The organism is Acinetobacter ursingii DSM 16037 = CIP 107286, from assembly GCF_000368825.1.
GTDB classification, from domain to species: Bacteria; Pseudomonadota; Gammaproteobacteria; order Pseudomonadales; family Moraxellaceae; genus Acinetobacter; species Acinetobacter ursingii.
In genome coordinates, this window is the sequence record NZ_KB849711.1 from 21693 (window position 1) to 40381 (window position 18689).

The following is an 18689-nucleotide window of genomic DNA, read 5'->3' on the forward strand; positions in this document are numbered from 1 at the left end:
GTTTTCATAGCGTAGAGATTCTGCACAAGTGTGGAACATCCCTGTCCACCCCACTGTTTAAAAGCCATATATCTAGTTTGGAATGATCTTTTTGGTTTTTATTGATGTTTTCTTTTGCGCCAAAATGATGCCTAACAAGATCATCATTCCACCCAGTGTATGATAGATCGTCCAGTGTTCTGACAACCACAGACTGGCAATAATTGCTGTAAATACAGGCATCAGATTCATAAAAATACTGGTTCGATTGGGTCCAATTTGCTGAACAGCCACCATCCACAATAATGGTGCAATCAGTGATGGAAAAATGCCCGCATAAAAAACACTTGGTCCATTTTGGAGATTAATCGGATCTAGTCCCAACCACACAATAAAGGGCAGGTGATAAATCAGGGCAAAACCGATTTGCACATATAGACTGATCAATAACGGAATCTGTAACTGCCATTTCTTTAAAAACACCCCATAAAAGGCATAGAAAAACACCGCAATCACCATGATGGCATCGCCCCAATGCCCACCACTTTGCAATAAGTTAGCAAGATGTCCCTGACTCATGACATACATGAGACCGAAAAAAGAAATCAAACTCCCAATCACGGCGAATTTGTTGGGGATATCCTTTAAAATAAACATTGAGACAAAAATGGTAAACACTGGAATAAAGGCATTGATAATCCCCATATTGGTCGCAGTGGTATAATGTGCAGCACTATAAGCCAGCCCTTGATATAGCACCATCCCAAAGGCACTTAACACCGCCAGTTGACCCAAATGCCGCCGTACCAGCATCCGTTGTTTCCAGACTTGAGGCAGGATAAAAGGGGTCAATACTAAAAATGCCACCAGCCAGCGATAAAAACTAATGCTCACTGGAGAAATATAATCGGCCACATAGCGAGTCACTGTAATGTTCAGCGACCAAATTAATACAGCCAGCATGGGCAGTAACAATGCCCACCAATGGACTTTTGCAGCATCTTTCATGAATTTTTCAAACTAAATGAGAATAAATCTATTTTATCCTTGTCGAGATAAATTGAAATATCGCAAATCAGACATTTGTATCGCAGTTAAGACATCACTTATTGATCAAAATCGGTTATTGATCAAATAAGTCCCATGCTTTCATGGCATGTTCCACCACATGATTTAATTCATCAATTTCTGCGCCATCCCGTGCCTGCACCGTTAAACCTTGAATCACAGTGCAATAAAAATCAGTCATCGTTGCTATAGGTGCATGTTTAGATAAATCACCCTCCTTAACTCCCTGCTCCAGACGCTCATGTAGTTTTTGTTTGGTCGCTAAACGTTTTTCAAGTAGGTTATGTTGTATATCCTGCACTTGTTCCGAGCCATTCATGGCAGCAGTAATTAACATACAGCCTTTGGGCTTATTGGGTTGAGCCAAACGTTTGACGTTGTCATATAGATACAGCTCAAATGCAACTTTGGCGGTTTTGGCTTCTAAAAAAATGCGGAGGATCGGACAAGCTTCATGAGCCAGATAATAATCAATACATTGATAGAACAGCCCAGCTTTGTCACCAAAACTACTGTATAGACTTGGTGCTGTCAGTTCCAACGTTTGAGTAAGATCACTGATTGAGGTGGCTTCATAACCATGCTCCCAAAACAACAACATGGCTTTTTCCAAGGCCTGTTGCTCATTAAAGCACTTTGGTCGACCGCGTTTTTTCTTTGCTAACGCAATCGGCTCATCCAAAACCAGTGTTTTATCTAATTTTGTCATAAAGCTCACAGCTATTTTTATAACAATCATTATTAAATTAATTGACGCTGATATTTTTTTCAACTATTTTTATTTTCATAGTGATCACTATGAAAATAAATTGACGCATTTCTATTTTCTACAATAAGGTTGAAATTCAATGGATAGCTCAACACCCATTCCGCCCAGTCCCGTCCCACAAGGTAGCTGGCTGGCGATATTGGCAGTTTCGATTGCCGCATTTGCTTTGGTCACCAGTGAATTTTTACCGATTGGTGTCCTCAATAGCGTGGCCAGCGATTTAAATATTTCAACAGGTACGGCTGGGCTGATTATTACCCTTCCAGGTGTAATGGCTGCTTTTGCTGCACCTTTACTACCTGTGGCAATGAAACAACTCGATCGTCGTTATGTGCTGATTTTACTCACCTTCATAATGGTCATTGCAAATACGATTACTGCATTTTCTGACAATTTTACCCTGCTGTTACTCAGCCGATTAGTTCTAGGGATTTCAATTGGAGGTTTCTGGGCGACTGCAATTGCCCTGAGTGGCAAACTGGCACCCAAAAGTTTACCCATTGCCAAAGCCACAGCCGTCGTCATGGCAGGTGTGACACTAGCCACCGTGCTAGGTGTTCCAATTGGCACATGGTTAAGTGAGTTTTATGGTTGGCGCAGTGCCTTTGCGATCACGGCAGTCATTGGATTTATCGTGCTTGTGCTTCAAGTCGTATTTTTACCGCCATTACGCCCTGATGCTGCCATTCATTTACGTGACTTGCCTGCTTTACTTCGTATTCCGAAAGCTCGTAGTGGCATGTTAATTGTACTGCTGATTGGGCTGGCACATTTTTGTGCTTATAGCTATTTGGCACCATTTTTTAAACATATTGCAGGCTTTGATGGCACGACCATTGGTATGTTGTTATTACTATATGGCATCGCGGGTGTTTTCGGGAATGCGTTTGCAGGTTATAGCGGTAATTTAAATATTCGTTATACCTTAGCATTTGTGGGAATTTGCTTTGCCATTGTATTCTTTGGATTTCCGGTGTTTGCCATTCATGAAACAGGTGCATTTATCTTAACTGCTTTATGGGGTTTTGCGTTTGGCGCATTTCCAACCTCAGCCAATATCTGGATGTTTGTACATGCACCACAAGCCGTCGAAAAAGGAATGCCGTTATTTGTTGGCTTATTTCAGGTGATGATTGCCAGTGGATCATTACTTGGTGGTTTTGTAGTTGATCATTTTAATGAAAATATTTTAATTTATGGTGTACTCAGCTTTATTCTTTTAGCTTTGCTGTCTATTTTCACGTTAGCTAAAGGTTTAAATAATCCGAAAATCAGCTGTGAAAATGAAGCATGAATGATGTAATTCCCACAACACAGAATGCCTTACAAAATCTGGCTCAACAATTGGAAATTCACGAATTCTTTTTCCATCCGCATGACAGTGTGTGCCCGCATTCTTCACTGTGGGGAGATTTCAACTTCAGTTTAAATGGTGTGCTTGAAATTCAGGTGGGTGAACGTACCTTCTTGGCACCGCCTAATTATGGTTTGTGGTTACCGCCACAAACCAGTCATTTTTGTGTTGCAGTCGATCAACCGACGCATTTTATTTGTATCAGAGTCCATCCTGATCTTTGTTCACAGTTTCATACCAATCCTAAAACCCTCGAAATCCGACCTTTTTTTCATGCTTTGGTAAAAGAGTTATTACATGATCAGTACTCTCCAGATTCGATAGAATATCTGCGGTTATTACAGGTCTTGTTCGATCAAATGCTGGCAGCAGATTGTTATGATCATTATTTACCCCAAACCACGCATCCAACTCTCGCGCCCATTTTGGATAAATTAGGGCAAGCCCAGTTGTTTAATTCTAGTTTGCAGCAGATTTTACAAAGCTTTCAAATTAGTGAACGTCATGCACTACGTTTGAGCCAGCAGGAATTACAATTATCTTTATCAGAATGGCGTAATCGCGCCAAAATTGTGTATGCGATTGGTCAAATTCAGCAAGGGACGGCAATTAAACGAATTGCACTGGATTTAGGTTATCAACATAGCTCCAGTTTTATTGAATTTTTTAAACGTTATACAGGTCAAACTCCCCTTCAAATGCAATAAACAGAGTGCATTGTGGATAACTTCACGGTTATACACAGAAATCCAGAGTAAAACACTTGCCTTTCTGCATAAATCTCCTTAAAACAAGATATCTCTTTTATGTATGCAACTTTAAGGACTTATATGAGCAATTCAGTCTACGACATTCCAGTCAACACGATCTCAGGGGAAGAAGCCACTTTAAATCAGTATCAAGGCAAAGTGTTATTGATTGTCAATGTAGCATCCAAGTGTGGTTTAACACCTCAATATGAAGGACTGGAAAAACTATACCAATCACAAAAAGAGCATGGTTTAGAAATTCTAGGTTTTCCAGCCAATAATTTTTTGGAACAGGAGCCTGGTACAAATGATGAAATTCAACAGTTCTGCTCGTTGACTTATGATGTACATTTTCCGATATTTTCCAAAATTTCTGTCGTAGGTGAAGATAAGCATCCGCTTTATCAAACTTTAATCACTGCACAGCCTGAACGTATTGGTGAAGGACCGTGGTGGCAAGATTTAGTTGAATATGGTCTAACCCCAAATCCAAAGCCTGAAGTATTGTGGAATTTTGAGAAGTTTTTAATCAATAAAAAAGGTGAAGTGGTGGCACGTTTTGCGCCCGATATCACTGCGGATGACTCTCGTTTAGTCGATGCCATTCAGGCAGAGTTAGCAAAATAAAATTTTGCTACAAAGATGACAAATCCTATGTTTTGTCATCTTTATTTTTAGAAATATAAAGTATATTTAAAAAGCAAAACCAATCACAAAATAATGAAAAACAAAATTCTAAATCACATTTAAATATTATATTTCTCATTGATTTGTCGTAGAAATAGATTAATTTACATTCAGATAATGACCTCTTAAAACAAAAACTGGAATGGCTAAAATGAAACGAATACTACGCTGTTTGCCACTCGCCCTGATCGGACTATTGGCGCATACAACTCATGCTACAAGTCCTGCTCAGGTAACTTATCTGATTAAATTTAATACGCCTGTGACCGATCGTTTATTAAACTCCATCAATTTTAACCAACAATTTCAGGGGAAAATTAAATTTATTTATCAACATGCTTTTCAAGGCATCGCTGTTCAAATTCCACAAAATGTAGAGCAGGAATTCGTTCGTATTTTAAAATTAAACCCCACAGTCAGCCTGATCGAAAAAGATCAAGTGTTTAAAAGCAATGCCACGACTCAAACCAATGCAACTTGGGGATTAGATCGCAGTGATCAGCGTAACCTTCCCTTAAATTCGACCTACAATGCCGATGGTAATGCTCAGGGTGTACCCGTTTATGTGGTTGATACTGGGGTGCTGGCTTCTCATCAGGATTTTGCTGGTCGAGTGAAGGCGGGTTATACGGCAGTATCTGATGGTAATGGCACCACGGACTGTAATGGTCACGGTACACATGTTGCAGGAACGATTGCAGGTACAAAATATGGTATTGCCAAATCGGCTTCTATCATCCCTGTTCGAGTACTGGATTGTAATGGTTCTGGAACAACATCAACAGTCATTGCAGGATTAGATTGGGTTGCCTCTCAAAACCCAAGGAATGCGGTGGTTAATTTGTCACTTGGTGGTGGAACTTCAACTGCACTTGATGATGCAATTAATCGGGTTGTGAATAAAGATATTGTCGTGGTGGTCGCGGCTGGTAACAACAATGCCGATGCGTGTAACTATTCTCCATCACGAGTCCCGGCAGCGATTACAGTAGGCGCAACCACCAATCAGGATCAACGCGCCAATTATTCTAACTATGGAAAATGTCTGGATGTCTTTGCGCCTGGCAGTAATATTACTTCGGATTGGTATTCTAGCAATACAGCGACAGCAACGGCCAGCGGCACCTCGATGGCAAGTCCACATGTGGCGGGATTGGCCGCTATTTTACGAGCAATATATACAGGTGAAAATGTATCACAAATTACCAATCGTATTCTCAATAAAGCGACAACAAATAAGGTAACAGATAGCCAGACAGGCTCACCTAATCGCTTGCTTTACACGCGTTTATAACCTTTCTTATTTCTTGAATACAAACCTTGATAGATGAAGGTTTGTATTCAGGGTATTTTTGCTTTTGTTATAATTTTGCAAATCTCAATTCTCCCTCCATGTTTTCATCATATTCTAAGAAATTAAATACTAATTTTTTTTGATTATGACATTTTTTTCTGGTCGATCTCTGCTGATCTCTGCTTTTATCGGAACCACTATGGTTTCATTACAAGGTTGTGATCAGCCTCCCACAAATAATGCGCAGGAAACGACAGCATCAGATCATGAGGCGACCGCCCAAATCACTGATCAAACGACTACAGACACCCCATCTTCCGATTTTAAAAGTGGTAATTTCTTTTATATCGCTCGTGATGTCGCTGATCTGCAACTACGTGCAGGTGATTACATTCAACAATTAAAACAAACTCAAACTGAGCTACAGCAAGCCATTCAAGACAGAGATAGTCGTCAACTACAGCAAACCGCCATGACCTTGCAGCAGCAACTCCAAGGCTTTGATCAGGCATTAAACAGTTTAAACTTAAAAAGTCAGGAAATTGAAGATGTTCGTAAAAAAATACTGGAGAGCAACCAACAGGTATTAAAAAGTCCATTTTTAAATGGACAAGTCAACTGGGATCAGGTCAATTTTAAACAGATCGAACAGCAAATGAATAATGTTCAAAGCGAAATGTTAAAGTTGGCAAGCATGATGATTCCGCAATCAGATTCCGCTCAATCTGAAACATCTCAAGAAGCTTCTGATACTGACTCATGAAATGATAAAACCCACTCTTCAAAGAATGGGTTTTGATTCGATTCAGTGGCGAAGCATTTTATTTTTTAAAATCAATCACAATACGGCCATCAATTTTACCCTGTTCCATCCGATCAAAAATATCATTGATATTTTCTAGCGGCTCCACACTGATATGTGCTTTGACCTTACCACGTGCCGCGATATCCAGTGCTTCTTTTAAATCTAGTCGTGTACCGACAATCGAACCACGCACGGTAATGCCATCTAACACCATATCAAAAATCGATAGGTCAAACTTGCCCGGTGGTAGGCCATTCAAGACCATGGTTCCGCCACGACGAATAATCGAAACCGCTTGTTCAAACGCCTTCGGCGAAACCGCCGTAACCAATACGCCATGACAACCTTCACCAGTAGCTTTTAATACTTCTTCTTTTACATCTACCTTAAGTGCATTAATCCCAACATCAGCGCCTAATTCTTTGGCTAATGCTAGTTTACTGTCATCGACATCGATGGCAACCACATTAAACCCCATGGTCTTTGCATATTGCACCGCCACATGACCCAAGCCACCAATACCTGAAATTGCCACCCAATCCCCTGTTTTGGCTTCAGTCATTTTCAGGCCTTTGTAAACGGTCACGCCTGCACATAAGATTGGCGCGATTTCGAGTAAATCCACACCATCTGGAATCACACCGACATATTCACCATCCGCCAGACAATATTCGGCAAAACTTCCATTGACCGAATACCCTGAATTTTGCTGTTCCTTACATAAGGTTTCCCAACCTGCGTAACAATGGTCGCAATGTCCACAAGCCGAATATAACCATGGGATACCGACTTTATCACCCACTTTCAGGTGAGTAATTCCTTCACCAATCTCCACAACTTCACCCACGCCTTCATGACCTGGAATAAACGGTAGACTCGGTTTAATTGGCCAATCACCATGCATGGCATGTAAATCAGTATGGCAAACGCCAGTCGCAATCATCTTGACCAGAACCTTGCCTGCGCTGACTTTTGGAATGTCTACATCCTTGATTTGTAGCGGTTGATTAAACTCGTTGACCACCGCAGCTTTCATTGTGCTTCCCATTTTATTATCTCCGTCTTATGTCATATTAAGAATTTGTTCATTATTATAAGAACTATTCTCAACTATAAAGCAGAATAAAATGACTAAGGTTGGAGTTTGGTAGGTTATTTGAACAGGTTGGGAATACAGTTACAGTTGCATAACAATTTGTTCAAATAGAATTCGTTTAACGCTGTGCCTTTTGTTGCTGCCAAACCTTAAATGTCTCATGCATCATTTGCTGCTGTTGAGGAGAAACTTTACATTGTTCAAGACGAGTAGAATCACCGCGATAAATCTGTGCCACAAACTGCTCAGCGAGCGCTTGAATTGCATCACGACCTTGCATTTGATAGTGCAAGGTATCTTCATTGCTTAAAATGATATCCCAACAAGACACAACCGAACTTAGATCAATCGCAATACTTAAAAATAACTGTTCATCCTGCTGATACAGTTCCCAAAAATGTGGTTCAATTTCAATTAATTTCATGCTGATCTGATGATCTCTTACACCATTTAAAACTTATAGCATAAAAAAAGCCACCTTTCGGTGGCCTTTTAAAAACGGGCAACTTACATTGCACGGTTTTTAATTTTACGGATAGTTTCAAGCTGACCTGCAATCTCAGAAAGAGATGCCAGTGCAGCCGCAGAGTCCAAATCGCTCTTTTGGTTGGCAAGTAATTGTTCAGCCTGTTTACGGGCTTCTAAAATTGCTGCTTCATCCAAGTTGTCGGCACGAATTGCAGTATCTGCAAGAATCGTTACGACATGCGGTTGAACTTCTAGCACACCACCTGATACATAGACAATTTCTTCTGTACCATTTTCCAACTGAACACGAATCGGGCCCGGCTGGAGCAAAGTCACTAGTGGCGCATGCTCAGGTAAAATACCCAGCTCACCACCCGCACCTTTTGCGATCAGCATGGTCACTGTTCCAGAGTAAATTGACTCTTTAACACTGACTACGTCACATTGCATCGTCGCCATGAGAATCTCCTAAATTAGGGTTGCTAATTAAAGTTTCTCAGCTTTAGCAATCACTTCGTCAATACCACCCACCATGTAGAACGCTTGTTCTGGGATGTGATCGTATTCACCAGCAAGAAGACCTTTAAAGCCACGAATCGTTTCTTTAAGCGGTACTAATTTACCAGGAGCACCAGTAAATACTTCAGCTACGTGGAACGGTTGAGAGAAGAAACGTTGGATTTTACGCGCACGGTAAACTACCAATTTATCTTCTTCTGCTAACTCATCCATACCCAAAATTGCGATGATGTCTTTAAGCTCTTTATAACGTTGCAATACGTTCTGTACAGAACGTGCAATTTCATAATGCTCAGCACCAACAACTAAAGGGTCTAGCTGACGTGAAGTTGAATCCAGTGGATCGATCGCTGGGTAAATACCACTTGACGCGATGTCACGGCTCAATACAACGGTTGCGTCCAAGTGAGCAAACGTGGTTGCTGGAGATGGATCCGTCAAGTCATCCGCAGGTACATAAACCGCCTGAATCGATGTGATCGAACCAGATTTAGTTGATGTAATACGTTCTTGAAGAACACCCATTTCTTCTGCAAGTGTAGGCTGATAACCTACCGCAGATGGCATACGACCTAACAATGCGGATACTTCAGTACCTGCAAGTGTATAACGGTAGATGTTGTCAACGAACAAAAGAACGTCACGACCTTTACCATTTTCGTCTTTTTCATCACGGAAATATTCCGCCATGGTCAAGCCAGTCAACGCTACACGTAGACGGTTACCAGGTGGCTCGTTCATCTGACCGTAGACCATTGCTACTTTGTCAAGAACGTTAGAATCTTTCATTTCGTGATAGAAGTCGTTACCTTCACGAGTACGCTCACCAACACCAGCAAACACAGATAAACCTGAGTGAGCTTTGGCGATGTTGTTGATCAACTCCATCATGTTAACGGTTTTACCAACACCCGCACCACCGAACAGACCAACTTTACCACCTTTTGCAAACGGGCAAAGTAAGTCGATGACTTTAATCCCTGTTTCCAAAAGATCAGTAGACGCTGCTTGTTCAGCATAAGAAGGCGCTTGACGGTGAATCGGTAAACGCGCTTCAGTTGCAACTGGGCCTGCTTCATCAATCGGGCGACCAAGTACGTCCATGATACGACCCAAAGTCGCAGGACCTACTGGTACAGAGATTGGCGCATGGGTATTTGTTACATTCAAACCGCGTTTAAGACCTTCAGTTGATCCCATCGCAATTGTACGAACAACACCATCACCAAGTTGTTGCTGAACTTCCAAAGTCGTTTCAGTTCCGTCAACTTGGAGAGCGTCATAGATCTTAGGAACGCTGTTGCGCTCAAACTCGACGTCGATAACCGCGCCGATGATCTGAATGATATGACCGCTACTCATTGCTGTCTCCTCAATTCAAACTAATAATGTTAAACGGCAGCGGCACCACCAACGATCTCAGAAATCTCCTGAGTAATCGCGGCTTGACGCAGCTTGTTATAAATAAGTTGTAGGCTCTTGATCAGTTCGCCCGCATTATCAGTTGCTGCTTTCATTGCAACCATACGTGCAGACTGCTCACATGCGATATTTTCAATCACGCCCTGATACACCATCGACTCGATATAGCGAACCAATAAACCATTCAGCAGTTCTTCCGCTTCAGGTTCATAGATATAATCCCAACCGTAAGTACGGTTTAGACTTTCGCTTTCTTCAGCCGCAGCCAAAGGCACCAGTTGTTCTACTTTCTGGTTCTGAGTCATGGCATTGACAAAGCCGTTTGATACGAGATAAATACGATCTAACTCGCCTTTATCAAATGCATCCAACATCACCTGTACGGAGCCAGTTAACTGTTCCAGACTTGGAGTATCACCAATATTGGTGGTTGCACCAAGTACTTTTCCGCCGTAGTTTTTAAAAAACGAAACCGCTTTTTGACCAATCAAAGCAAATTGAACTTCAATTGACTGCTCTTGTTGTTGCTGAACGTGTTTAACCACTTTTTTGAACAGGTTAATGTTCAAACCACCAGCAAGACCACGATCTGAAGACACAATGATATAGCCAACGCGTTTTACAGGGCGTTCAACCATATAACGATGTTTGTATTCAGGATTCGCTTGTACCAAATGAGCAATTACACGGTGCATATTTTCGGCATACGGACGGCCCTGAGCCATGCGCTCTTGCGCACGACGCATTTTTGAAGCAGCGACCATCTGCATCGCACGCGTAATTTTCTGCGTGGATTTGATACTGGCTACTTTGGCGCGAATTTCTTTTAAATTTGCCATACGCTTAACCTAGTCGTCGAAGGCTTTTAACAGCCTTCGAAGGGTTGATTCCGTGAACCAAACTTAAGCTAAAAAATTAGTAAGTTTGAGTCGCTTTGAAGTTCTCGATACCGGCTTTGATTTCAGCTTCGATGTCTTTGTTATAATCACCAGTGTCATCAATTTTTTGCATCAATGCCGCGTGTTCTGAACGGAAGTACGCGATTAATGCAGCATCAAAGTCTACGATTTTCTTCACTTCAACGTCAGCCATATAGCCTTCGTTAGACGCGTAAACAGAAACAGCTTGGTCAGCAATTGAGTAAGGAGCATATTGTTTTTGCTTCATTAACTCAGTTACACGTTGACCATGTTCAAGTTGTTTACGCGTTGCTTCATCAAGATCAGAAGCAAACTGAGCAAACGCAGCCAATTCACGGTATTGCGCTAGCGCAGTACGGATACCACCAGACAATTTTTTGATGATCTTGGTTTGAGCTGAACCACCTACGCGAGATACCGAAATACCTGCGTTCACAGCAGGACGAATACCTGCGTTGAATAATGATGTCTCAAGGAAGATCTGACCGTCTGTAATCGAAATTACGTTGGTTGGTACGAATGCAGAGACGTCACCCGCTTGAGTTTCAATGATCGGTAACGCAGTTAAAGAACCAGTTTGACCAGTTACTGCACCGTTCGTGAATTTCTCAACATAGTCAGCAGAAACGCGCGAAGCGCGCTCAAGAAGACGTGAGTGAAGATAGAATACGTCACCTGGATACGCTTCACGACCTGGTGGACGACGAAGAAGCAATGAAATTTGACGGTAAGCAACAGCTTGCTTAGACAAATCATCATAAATGATCAGTGCATCTTCACCGCGGTCACGGAAATATTCACCCATGGTACAGCCAGAGTACGGAGCCAAATACTGCATTGCAGCAGGATCAGCAGCCGCAGCAGCGACAACAGTGGTATATGCCATAGCACCAGTTTCTTCTAGCTTGCGTACCACGTTAGCGATGGTCGATTGTTTTTGACCAATTGCAACGTAGACACATTTAATGCCAGAGTTTTTCTGAGCGATGATCGCATCGATCGCCATTGCTGTTTTACCCGTCTGACGGTCACCAATGATCAACTCACGCTGACCACGACCAACAGGAATCATGGTATCTACTGATTTATAACCAGTTTGAACAGGTTGGTCGACTGATTGACGCCAAATAACACCTGGTGCTACTTTTTCGACTTTATCAGTCAATTTAGCATCAATAGGGCCTTTACCGTCAATTGGGTTACCCAAAGCATCGACCACGCGGCCAAGAAGCTCAGGACCAACTGGAACTTCTAATACACGACCTGTACAACGAGCTTTTTGACCTTCTTGCAGGCTTAGGTAGTTACCTAAAACAACGGCACCCACTGAATCCTGTTCTAGGTTCAGTGCCATACCAAATAAGCCGCCGTCGAATTCGATCATTTCACCGTACATTGCATCAGCAAGGCCGTGAATGCGCACGATACCGTCGGATACCATCACAATGGTACCTTCGTTTTTAGCGGTCGCGCTGGTGTCCAGATCTCCGATACGCTGTTTAATGAGCGCACTGATCTCGGATGGATTCAGTTGTTGCATTGCGCTATTCCTCAATCTTTTTTAAGTTCAGTCTTTTTGCGGTTAAGCAAGAAGACGAGTCCGCATTTTTTCAAGCTTGTTAAGCGCAGAGTCATCTATCACTTGATCGCCTGCACGAATAACCACACCTGCAATAAGCGCAGGGTTAACTTCTACTGACACAACCACAGAACTATTAAAACGCTTTTCCAAAGCATGGGTTAATAACTGCTCTTGTACAGAAGTTAAAGGAAATGCCGATTCAATCACGACATCTACTGTGTTGCTATTCTGTGATTTAAGCTGTTCGTACTCTACTGCAATCTCAGGTAACAGAATCAAACGATCATTTTCAGCAAGCAATGTCAAAAAGTTCGACACTGCCTGAGTTTGTTCTTCACCTAAAACTTTAGAAAAAAGTCCGACTTGCTCCACAGGAGTAAGCTCAGGGCGATTTAAATAAGCGGAAAATGCTTCGTCTTGCACCGTAGCACTGAGCACTTGTAACGCATTCGACCAATTGTCAGTTGCACCTTGCTCAGAAGCGTAAGCAAATGCTGCTTTGGCGTACGGGCGTGCCAACGTCAAGAGTTCAGCCATACTTCCCTCGCTTAAAGTTTAGCAGCCAGCTGAGTCAGCATGGCATTATGAGCTTCTGCGTCAACTTGTTGGTTCAGAATTTTCTCTGCACCATCAACTGCCAAGGCAGCGACTTGTTGACGTAATTCTTCGCGAGCAGAATTGATGTCTTGGTCAACTGCTTCTTTCGCTTGTTGACGAATACGCTCACCTTCAGCCGCAGCTTGGGTACGTGCTTCTTCGACCAATTGTGCTGCACGACGGTTCGCTTGTTCGATCAATTGAGCCGCTTGTGCTTTTGCTGCATCGAGTTCCGCTTTCACTTGTGATTGTGCATCAGCAAGATCCGCTTTCGCTTTTTCAGCAGCGTTTAAGCCATCAGCGATTTTACGCTGACGCTCACTAATCGCATTGATTAGTGGTGGCCAAACAAACTTCATGCAGAATGCGACAAAAATCGCAAATGCAATCGCTTGGCCAATCAATGTGAGGTTAATATTCATTGCAATTCCTCAATATGTGGATTTAGGAATTAAGCTGATTAACCTACAAACGGATTAGCGAAGATGAAGAACAAGCCAATACCGACACCGATCATAGGCACAGCATCAAGAAGACCTGCGATTAAGAACATACGAGTTTGAAGTTGCGGAGCAAGTTCAGGTTGACGAGCAACAGCTTCTAAAAAGCGACCACCCAAAAGACCAAAACCAATCGCTGTACCTAAAGCACCGAAAGCGATCAAGATAGCAGATGCAATTGCAACTAGACCTAAAGTGAGTTCCATGAAAAATTCCTCAGAGGTTAGGTTATTACCAAATTAAATAAAAATTAAACCTAACCGTTAACCTAACAGTTAGGCAAATACCATTAATGTTTTTCGCTTGCCATGCTCAAGTACACGATGGTCAGCATCATAAAGATAAATGCTTGCAAGGTGATTACAAGAATGTGGAAGATCGCCCAAGGCACAGACAACGCCCATTGAATCCAGAAAGGAAGTAACGCGATCAGAATGAAGATTAACTCACCTGCATACATGTTACCAAACAGTCGGAGTGCCAATGAAATTGGTCGTGCAAGGAAAGTAACCAATTCCAGAATTAAGTTCACTGGAATTAGCAACGCTTTTGCAATTGGGTTACTTGGGTTAAATGGGTTTAAAGCCAACTCACCAACGAAACCGCCGATGCCTTTCTCACGAATGCTATAGAACAAAATCAACACAAAAACAGACAATGACATACCCAGGGTAATGTTCGGATCTGTTGTTGGAACGATTTTGAAATAAACATGATGAGGATCCATGCCAAACACATGTGCACCCACTTGTTGAGCCAGATATGGAATCCAGTCAACAGGAATTAAATCCATCGCATTCATGAGGAAAATCCACACGAAAATGGTTAATGCCAGTGGTGCAATAAGACGTGATTTACCATGGAAGGTATCGCGAACGCTGGAATCAACGAACTCGATAATCATTTCGATTGCAGATTGAAATTTTGATGGCACCCCTGCATTTGCAGCTTTAGCGGCACACCAAAAAATCAAACAAAAAATGACACCCAGTCCGATAGACCAACCCATTGAATCCAAGTGAATAGCAGAAAACCCCATCTGTTGAGCTTCACCCGCATTCTCAGCCAATTTCCAAGTCCCGTCTGGCATTTTGCCATAGGTCAAATTGGTCAAGTGATGCTTGATATACTCGGTCGAAGTAAGGGCATGTTCTTCAGCAGCCATAAATCACACCTGGTCAATGTCAATTACTAAATAAGGAAACGAATATCGCGCGCTGCCTGATATCTCGTAGTCCTCAAAAATCTTCAATTTTGGATGTGTCTAGACTCGTTTCTGTAGACGTGAAACCCAAAATGGAGCGACCCACGACATGGTCTGAACGAGAATAAAACCACAAAACAATGCCGCTGGAGACAGCGGTTTAACATTGCTTAAAATCAAAATAAAACCCACGATCACGATTCCGAACTTCCCTAGCATACCTCGATACATGTTCGATAGAACCTGTCTCGATGCTCTAGCCCCTGCCGTTCGAAATGACTGCCAGCTAAAATATAGGTTGGCAAGCCAGCAGACCAAGGCTCCTAAAGCGGCACTCATTGCGGCCACACCATCGTGGATAAGCCATGCCATAATCGCAGCTAAAGGAATCATTAATGCTTGTAAGAAGACCAGAGCTTTCGCTAATCGTCGGTCAATCAAGCGACTAGTTCGGCTCATTGTTTATCCACTTACAGCATGAATGCTTGACAAATTACGCTGATGATCGTTTTTAATCGCAGGCATTATAGAGTTACACCCCTGAACATGCAATCTTTTACCGACCTAAGTCGTGTTTTTTTAGATGATTTGTTTACACCCAAATCATCTGCATGTCAGGCATTTTGAGCTTATTTGCTTGCATTTAAGACACATTTTGTGGTTTGACTGGCGAGTTTCTTCCACGCATCAACAAAATCCTGATCTTCATTCATGCTTTCATCGACACGCTGGAATACGATTGGATTCAAGATTCGGTATTGATTTTGATTGGCATTTCCTTCAGCCAAAAGACACATACTCGGTTTGGGGCGGGTATCACTTAAATATTTGAGCTGAGAGGCAGTCACTGCAATATGTGGATCATCTGTCAATGCACCTGCAAATTTTAAATTCAGCGCGCGTTCCAGATATTGATAGGCATCATGATACGACCAATAAGGTTGTACTGTTTTACGCTCATAGCCCTGACTTGCAACCAGCATTTCTTGAGCAAAGCGTCGTGCATTTTCCCAGTATTTGGCTTTACTTTCAGGATGTTGTTGTGAGCGCAGCGCAGCAATAAAAAAACCAATACGCACAGCATTATTAGGATCTAACCAGACATGAGTGTCAATGGTATTGTCTAACGGAACGTTACGGGTACTTCGACGCGGTAAAATCGTCACAATTTGCGAATCCAAAATTGAAATCGCTTTAGGATTATTTTGTAGCAGACTCGCCAATGGCGCTTCGTGGGCTTTGCCTAGCCATATTACCAAAGATGCATCTTGAATGGCTTTGCGATGTGCTGGAGTCAGTTGAATATCATGTCCAGATTGATTTGCCAGCAATAACTGAGGCTCTTCTATCCCTTGTGTAATTTCTTTGGCGATCAAATAAATCGGATGAGTTGCAATCACCAGCGGCGCTTGTGACCATGACAGCGTCGTTATAATAGAAAATAGGCAGAACACCGCAAAACGAAACATAACAAAATCGAACCTAGATAAACAACTCATGTTATAATATAACAAATTTTGAAAAACACCTACGCTTATTCGATAGCAGCCTGACTTCATGCTACTATTCAATAAAATAATGAGGTTTGTCTATGAGTGCTTGTTCACACGAACATCATAATGCCTTACATGGTGTACATGATCACCTGAATGTTGCCACACGTCTAGCTGAAGCGGAAAGCCTTTGCGCCTCGACAGGAGCACGTCTGACGCCTTTACGTAAAGAAGTTCTGGCTTTAATTTTAAATGCCTCTGGTCCGATGGGAGCATACGACTTATTGGCAAAAATTAAAAGTGGATCTGATCGTCCAGCAGCGCCACCTACGGTTTATCGTACCCTTGATTTTTTATTGGAAAAAGGACTGATTCATCGTCTGACTTCGATCAATGCCTATATTCCTTGCTGCCATCCTCGTGAAGGGCATCAAGCTGCTTTTTTGATTTGTAATGAATGTCATGTGGTGAAGGAAGCTTCTTCTGAAGGCTTGCTGCAACAATTACATCAATTGGCAGGTTCAGATCATTTTAATGCTCAACATACCATTATCGAGATTTCTGGAAAATGCCAACAGTGCAGCAAGCTGTCACACTGATGCCTGAACTGATTCGACTAGATCGTGTATCAGTTCATTTGGATGATCGGGATATTCTAAAAAATGTCGACTTTTCATTACATCAAAATGAAATTGTCACCTTGATTGGCCCCAATGGCGCAGGCAAATCGACGCTTATCAAAGTATTGCTCGGGATTACCCATCCCTCACAAGGCAAAGTAGTGAGCAGTCAAAAAAATAAAATGGCCTATGTACCACAAAAGTTCAATCCCTCACACAGTTTACCATTAAGAGTCAAAGACTTACTTGATTTGGAAAAATGTGACCGTGAATTACGCAATGAGATTGTTCGTGATACTGGTATTTCCAAATTACAGGATTCTAAAGTACAACAACTGTCTGGTGGTGAGAAACAGCGTGTACTTTTAGCACGTGCTTTATTGCGCCAGCCCGATATTTTGGTGCTGGATGAACCGATGCAGGGGCTGGATATCCAATCCGAAGCCGAGCTTTATGAATATGTACGTAGCCTGCCTGAACGTTATGGTTGTGCCGTACTCATGGTTTCACATGATTTGCAATGGGTGATGCAAGGGACTCAACGGGTTGTGTGTTTAAATAAACACATCTGCTGTAGTGGTTTACCTGAGAGTGTTCAGCAACACCCAGAATATCTGGCCATTTTTGGTGGACAACGTGTCCCATATCAGCACCATCACGATCACTGTGCGCATGGTGATCATGTTGAGACATGTACACATATCGACCACCCTCATATTCACCCTGAACCGGAAGCTTAAGCAATGCTGGAATGGTTACAACTTTTGCTTCCTGCCTGGACGATGGGAAGTTTACTGGTTTTTTTGACAGCACCTTTAGGCTGCTTGATGCTTTGGCGCAGAATGTCCTTTTTTGCAGATACGATGGCGCATGGAACATTACTTGGGGTCGCGGTCGCAGGAATTCTACAGCTCCCGCTGTGGCTTGGTGTCGCCATGCTGGCATTATTATTGGTTGGGATACTTTGGGTATTACACGACCCTCGCTTACCAAACGATGCATTACTGGCACTGTGTTCAGCGACTTTGCTCTGTTCAGGTTTATTACTGATCCAACAAATTCCAAGTTTACGGCCTGAGTTATTGAGTTATTTATTTGGTGATTTGCTTGCAATTGGCTGGGAAGATTTACCTATCTTTGTCATCATTATTGGCTTGGCGCTTGCTGTGCTTTATCGCTACTGGAAAGCACAAATCCAGATTGCAATTGACCCTGATATCGCGATGAGCGAAGGGATCAATGCAAAATGGCAACGTTTGATTTTTATGTTGCTGCTGGCGTTGTTTACCGTTTTGGCCCTACGTGCGGTAGGTTCATTATTAATGGGCGCGTTATTGGTCATCCCTGCTCTAACTGCCAGACTTCTAGCCAACTCCCCAAAACAAATGGTGATTTGGGCATTTATTTGCGCCCAGACTGGTGTGACTGTGGGACTATGGTCTAGTGCGGTGATTAATATTTCGACAGGCTTAAGTATTGTGCTGTGCATGGCATTATTATTTGCGATCATTTTTGTAATGCAAAAATTGAAAGCGATACGCGGTCAAAGTATAAAACTTTAAA

General features: G+C 42.3%; 22 protein-coding genes. 8 read left to right on the forward strand and 14 right to left on the reverse strand.

The genetic code is table 11. The annotated features are described in order from the left end of the window. Positions 1-72 precede the first annotated feature (72 nt). Both F944_RS01095 and F944_RS01100 read right to left on the reverse strand, forming a co-directional pair. The gene (locus F944_RS01095; protein WP_004985600.1) at positions 73-987 is read right to left on the reverse strand and encodes a DMT family transporter; all 915 of its coding nucleotides are present in this window, start codon (positions 985-987) and stop codon (positions 73-75) included. Positions 988-1102: 115 nt separating this feature from the next. After that, the gene (locus tag F944_RS01100) at positions 1103-1756 is read right to left on the reverse strand and encodes a TetR/AcrR family transcriptional regulator (RefSeq protein WP_004985603.1); all 654 of its coding nucleotides are present in this window, start codon (positions 1754-1756) and stop codon (positions 1103-1105) included. 139 nt (positions 1757-1895) lie between these two features. Between F944_RS01100 and F944_RS01105 the strand changes: the two genes are divergently transcribed. From F944_RS01105 to F944_RS01125, 5 genes are all read left to right on the forward strand, one after another. Further along, positions 1896-3110: an MFS transporter gene (locus F944_RS01105; RefSeq protein ID WP_004985605.1), complete on the forward strand. Its 1215-nt coding sequence runs from the start codon at positions 1896-1898 to the stop codon at positions 3108-3110. Then, positions 3107-3877 (forward strand): helix-turn-helix transcriptional regulator, encoded by a 771-nt coding sequence (locus tag F944_RS01110; protein WP_004985610.1) that lies wholly within the window; start codon positions 3107-3109, stop codon positions 3875-3877. The genes F944_RS01105 and F944_RS01110 overlap by 4 nt, the downstream gene beginning before the upstream one ends. A 123-nt stretch (positions 3878-4000) precedes the next feature. After that, entirely contained in the window at positions 4001-4546 is a 546-nt protein-coding gene (locus tag F944_RS01115; protein ID WP_004985611.1) for a glutathione peroxidase, read from the forward strand. Between the two features lie 211 nt (positions 4547-4757). Continuing rightward, on the forward strand, positions 4758-5900 hold the full coding sequence (locus F944_RS01120; protein WP_004985612.1) for a S8 family peptidase: 1143 nt from the start codon (positions 4758-4760) through the stop codon (positions 5898-5900). Between the two features lie 145 nt (positions 5901-6045). Then, positions 6046-6663, forward strand: coding sequence for a hypothetical protein (locus F944_RS01125; protein ID WP_010588874.1), 618 nt, complete (start codon positions 6046-6048; stop codon positions 6661-6663). Between the two features lie 58 nt (positions 6664-6721). On the opposite strand, the gene adhP is transcribed toward F944_RS01125, so the two are convergent. From adhP to F944_RS01185, 12 genes are all read right to left on the reverse strand, one after another. Then, the gene (gene adhP / locus F944_RS01130; RefSeq protein WP_004985615.1) at positions 6722-7753 is read right to left on the reverse strand and encodes an alcohol dehydrogenase AdhP; all 1032 of its coding nucleotides are present in this window, start codon (positions 7751-7753) and stop codon (positions 6722-6724) included. A 166-nt stretch (positions 7754-7919) separates the two neighbouring features. Further along, complete coding sequence (locus tag F944_RS01135) at positions 7920-8225, reverse strand: hypothetical protein (RefSeq protein ID WP_004985618.1); 306 nt, start codon at positions 8223-8225, stop codon at positions 7920-7922. A gap of 83 nt (positions 8226-8308) precedes the next feature. After that, on the reverse strand, positions 8309-8728 hold the full coding sequence (locus F944_RS01140) for a F0F1 ATP synthase subunit epsilon (protein ID WP_004985620.1): 420 nt from the start codon (positions 8726-8728) through the stop codon (positions 8309-8311). A gap of 27 nt (positions 8729-8755) precedes the next feature. Beyond that, positions 8756-10150: a F0F1 ATP synthase subunit beta gene (gene atpD, locus F944_RS01145; RefSeq protein WP_004985622.1), complete on the reverse strand. Its 1395-nt coding sequence runs from the start codon at positions 10148-10150 to the stop codon at positions 8756-8758. Positions 10151-10179: 29 nt separating this feature from the next. Beyond that, entirely contained in the window at positions 10180-11049 is an 870-nt protein-coding gene (gene atpG, locus F944_RS01150; protein ID WP_004985623.1) for a F0F1 ATP synthase subunit gamma, read from the reverse strand. Positions 11050-11125: 76 nt separating this feature from the next. Then, positions 11126-12670 carry a F0F1 ATP synthase subunit alpha gene (gene atpA / locus F944_RS01155; protein ID WP_004985624.1) on the reverse strand — a complete coding sequence of 515 codons (1545 nt, stop codon included), beginning with the start codon at positions 12668-12670 and terminating at the stop codon, positions 11126-11128. Between the two features lie 42 nt (positions 12671-12712). After that, positions 12713-13249, reverse strand: a complete 537-nt coding sequence (locus F944_RS01160) for a F0F1 ATP synthase subunit delta (protein ID WP_004985625.1) — start codon at positions 13247-13249, stop codon at positions 12713-12715. A gap of 11 nt (positions 13250-13260) precedes the next feature. Beyond that, the gene (locus tag F944_RS01165; protein ID WP_004985627.1) at positions 13261-13731 is read right to left on the reverse strand and encodes a F0F1 ATP synthase subunit B; all 471 of its coding nucleotides are present in this window, start codon (positions 13729-13731) and stop codon (positions 13261-13263) included. A gap of 38 nt (positions 13732-13769) precedes the next feature. Continuing rightward, the gene (atpE, locus tag F944_RS01170; RefSeq protein ID WP_000424060.1) at positions 13770-14015 is read right to left on the reverse strand and encodes a F0F1 ATP synthase subunit C; all 246 of its coding nucleotides are present in this window, start codon (positions 14013-14015) and stop codon (positions 13770-13772) included. Positions 14016-14098: 83 nt separating this feature from the next. After that, the gene (gene atpB / locus F944_RS01175; protein WP_004985629.1) at positions 14099-14974 is read right to left on the reverse strand and encodes a F0F1 ATP synthase subunit A; all 876 of its coding nucleotides are present in this window, start codon (positions 14972-14974) and stop codon (positions 14099-14101) included. A gap of 99 nt (positions 14975-15073) precedes the next feature. After that, positions 15074-15472 (reverse strand): ATP synthase subunit I, encoded by a 399-nt coding sequence (locus tag F944_RS01180; RefSeq protein ID WP_004985632.1) that lies wholly within the window; start codon positions 15470-15472, stop codon positions 15074-15076. A 170-nt stretch (positions 15473-15642) separates the two neighbouring features. Next, positions 15643-16482, reverse strand: a complete 840-nt coding sequence (locus tag F944_RS01185; protein ID WP_004985634.1) for a metal ABC transporter solute-binding protein, Zn/Mn family — start codon at positions 16480-16482, stop codon at positions 15643-15645. Between the two features lie 122 nt (positions 16483-16604). On the opposite strand from F944_RS01185, the gene F944_RS01190 reads away from it, so the two are divergent. The 3 genes from F944_RS01190 to znuB are packed head-to-tail and all read left to right on the forward strand — an operon-like array spanning position 16605 to position 18688. After that, positions 16605-17105 (forward strand): transcriptional repressor, encoded by a 501-nt coding sequence (locus tag F944_RS01190; RefSeq protein WP_004985636.1) that lies wholly within the window; start codon positions 16605-16607, stop codon positions 17103-17105. Further along, positions 17075-17866 carry a zinc ABC transporter ATP-binding protein ZnuC gene (gene znuC, locus F944_RS01195; protein WP_004985638.1) on the forward strand — a complete coding sequence of 264 codons (792 nt, stop codon included), beginning with the start codon at positions 17075-17077 and terminating at the stop codon, positions 17864-17866. Before F944_RS01190 ends, znuC begins: the two co-directional genes overlap by 31 nt. Before the next feature lie 3 nt (positions 17867-17869). Then, positions 17870-18688, forward strand: coding sequence for a zinc ABC transporter permease subunit ZnuB (gene znuB / locus F944_RS01200; protein WP_004985643.1), 819 nt, complete (start codon positions 17870-17872; stop codon positions 18686-18688). Position 18689 lies beyond the last annotated feature (1 nt).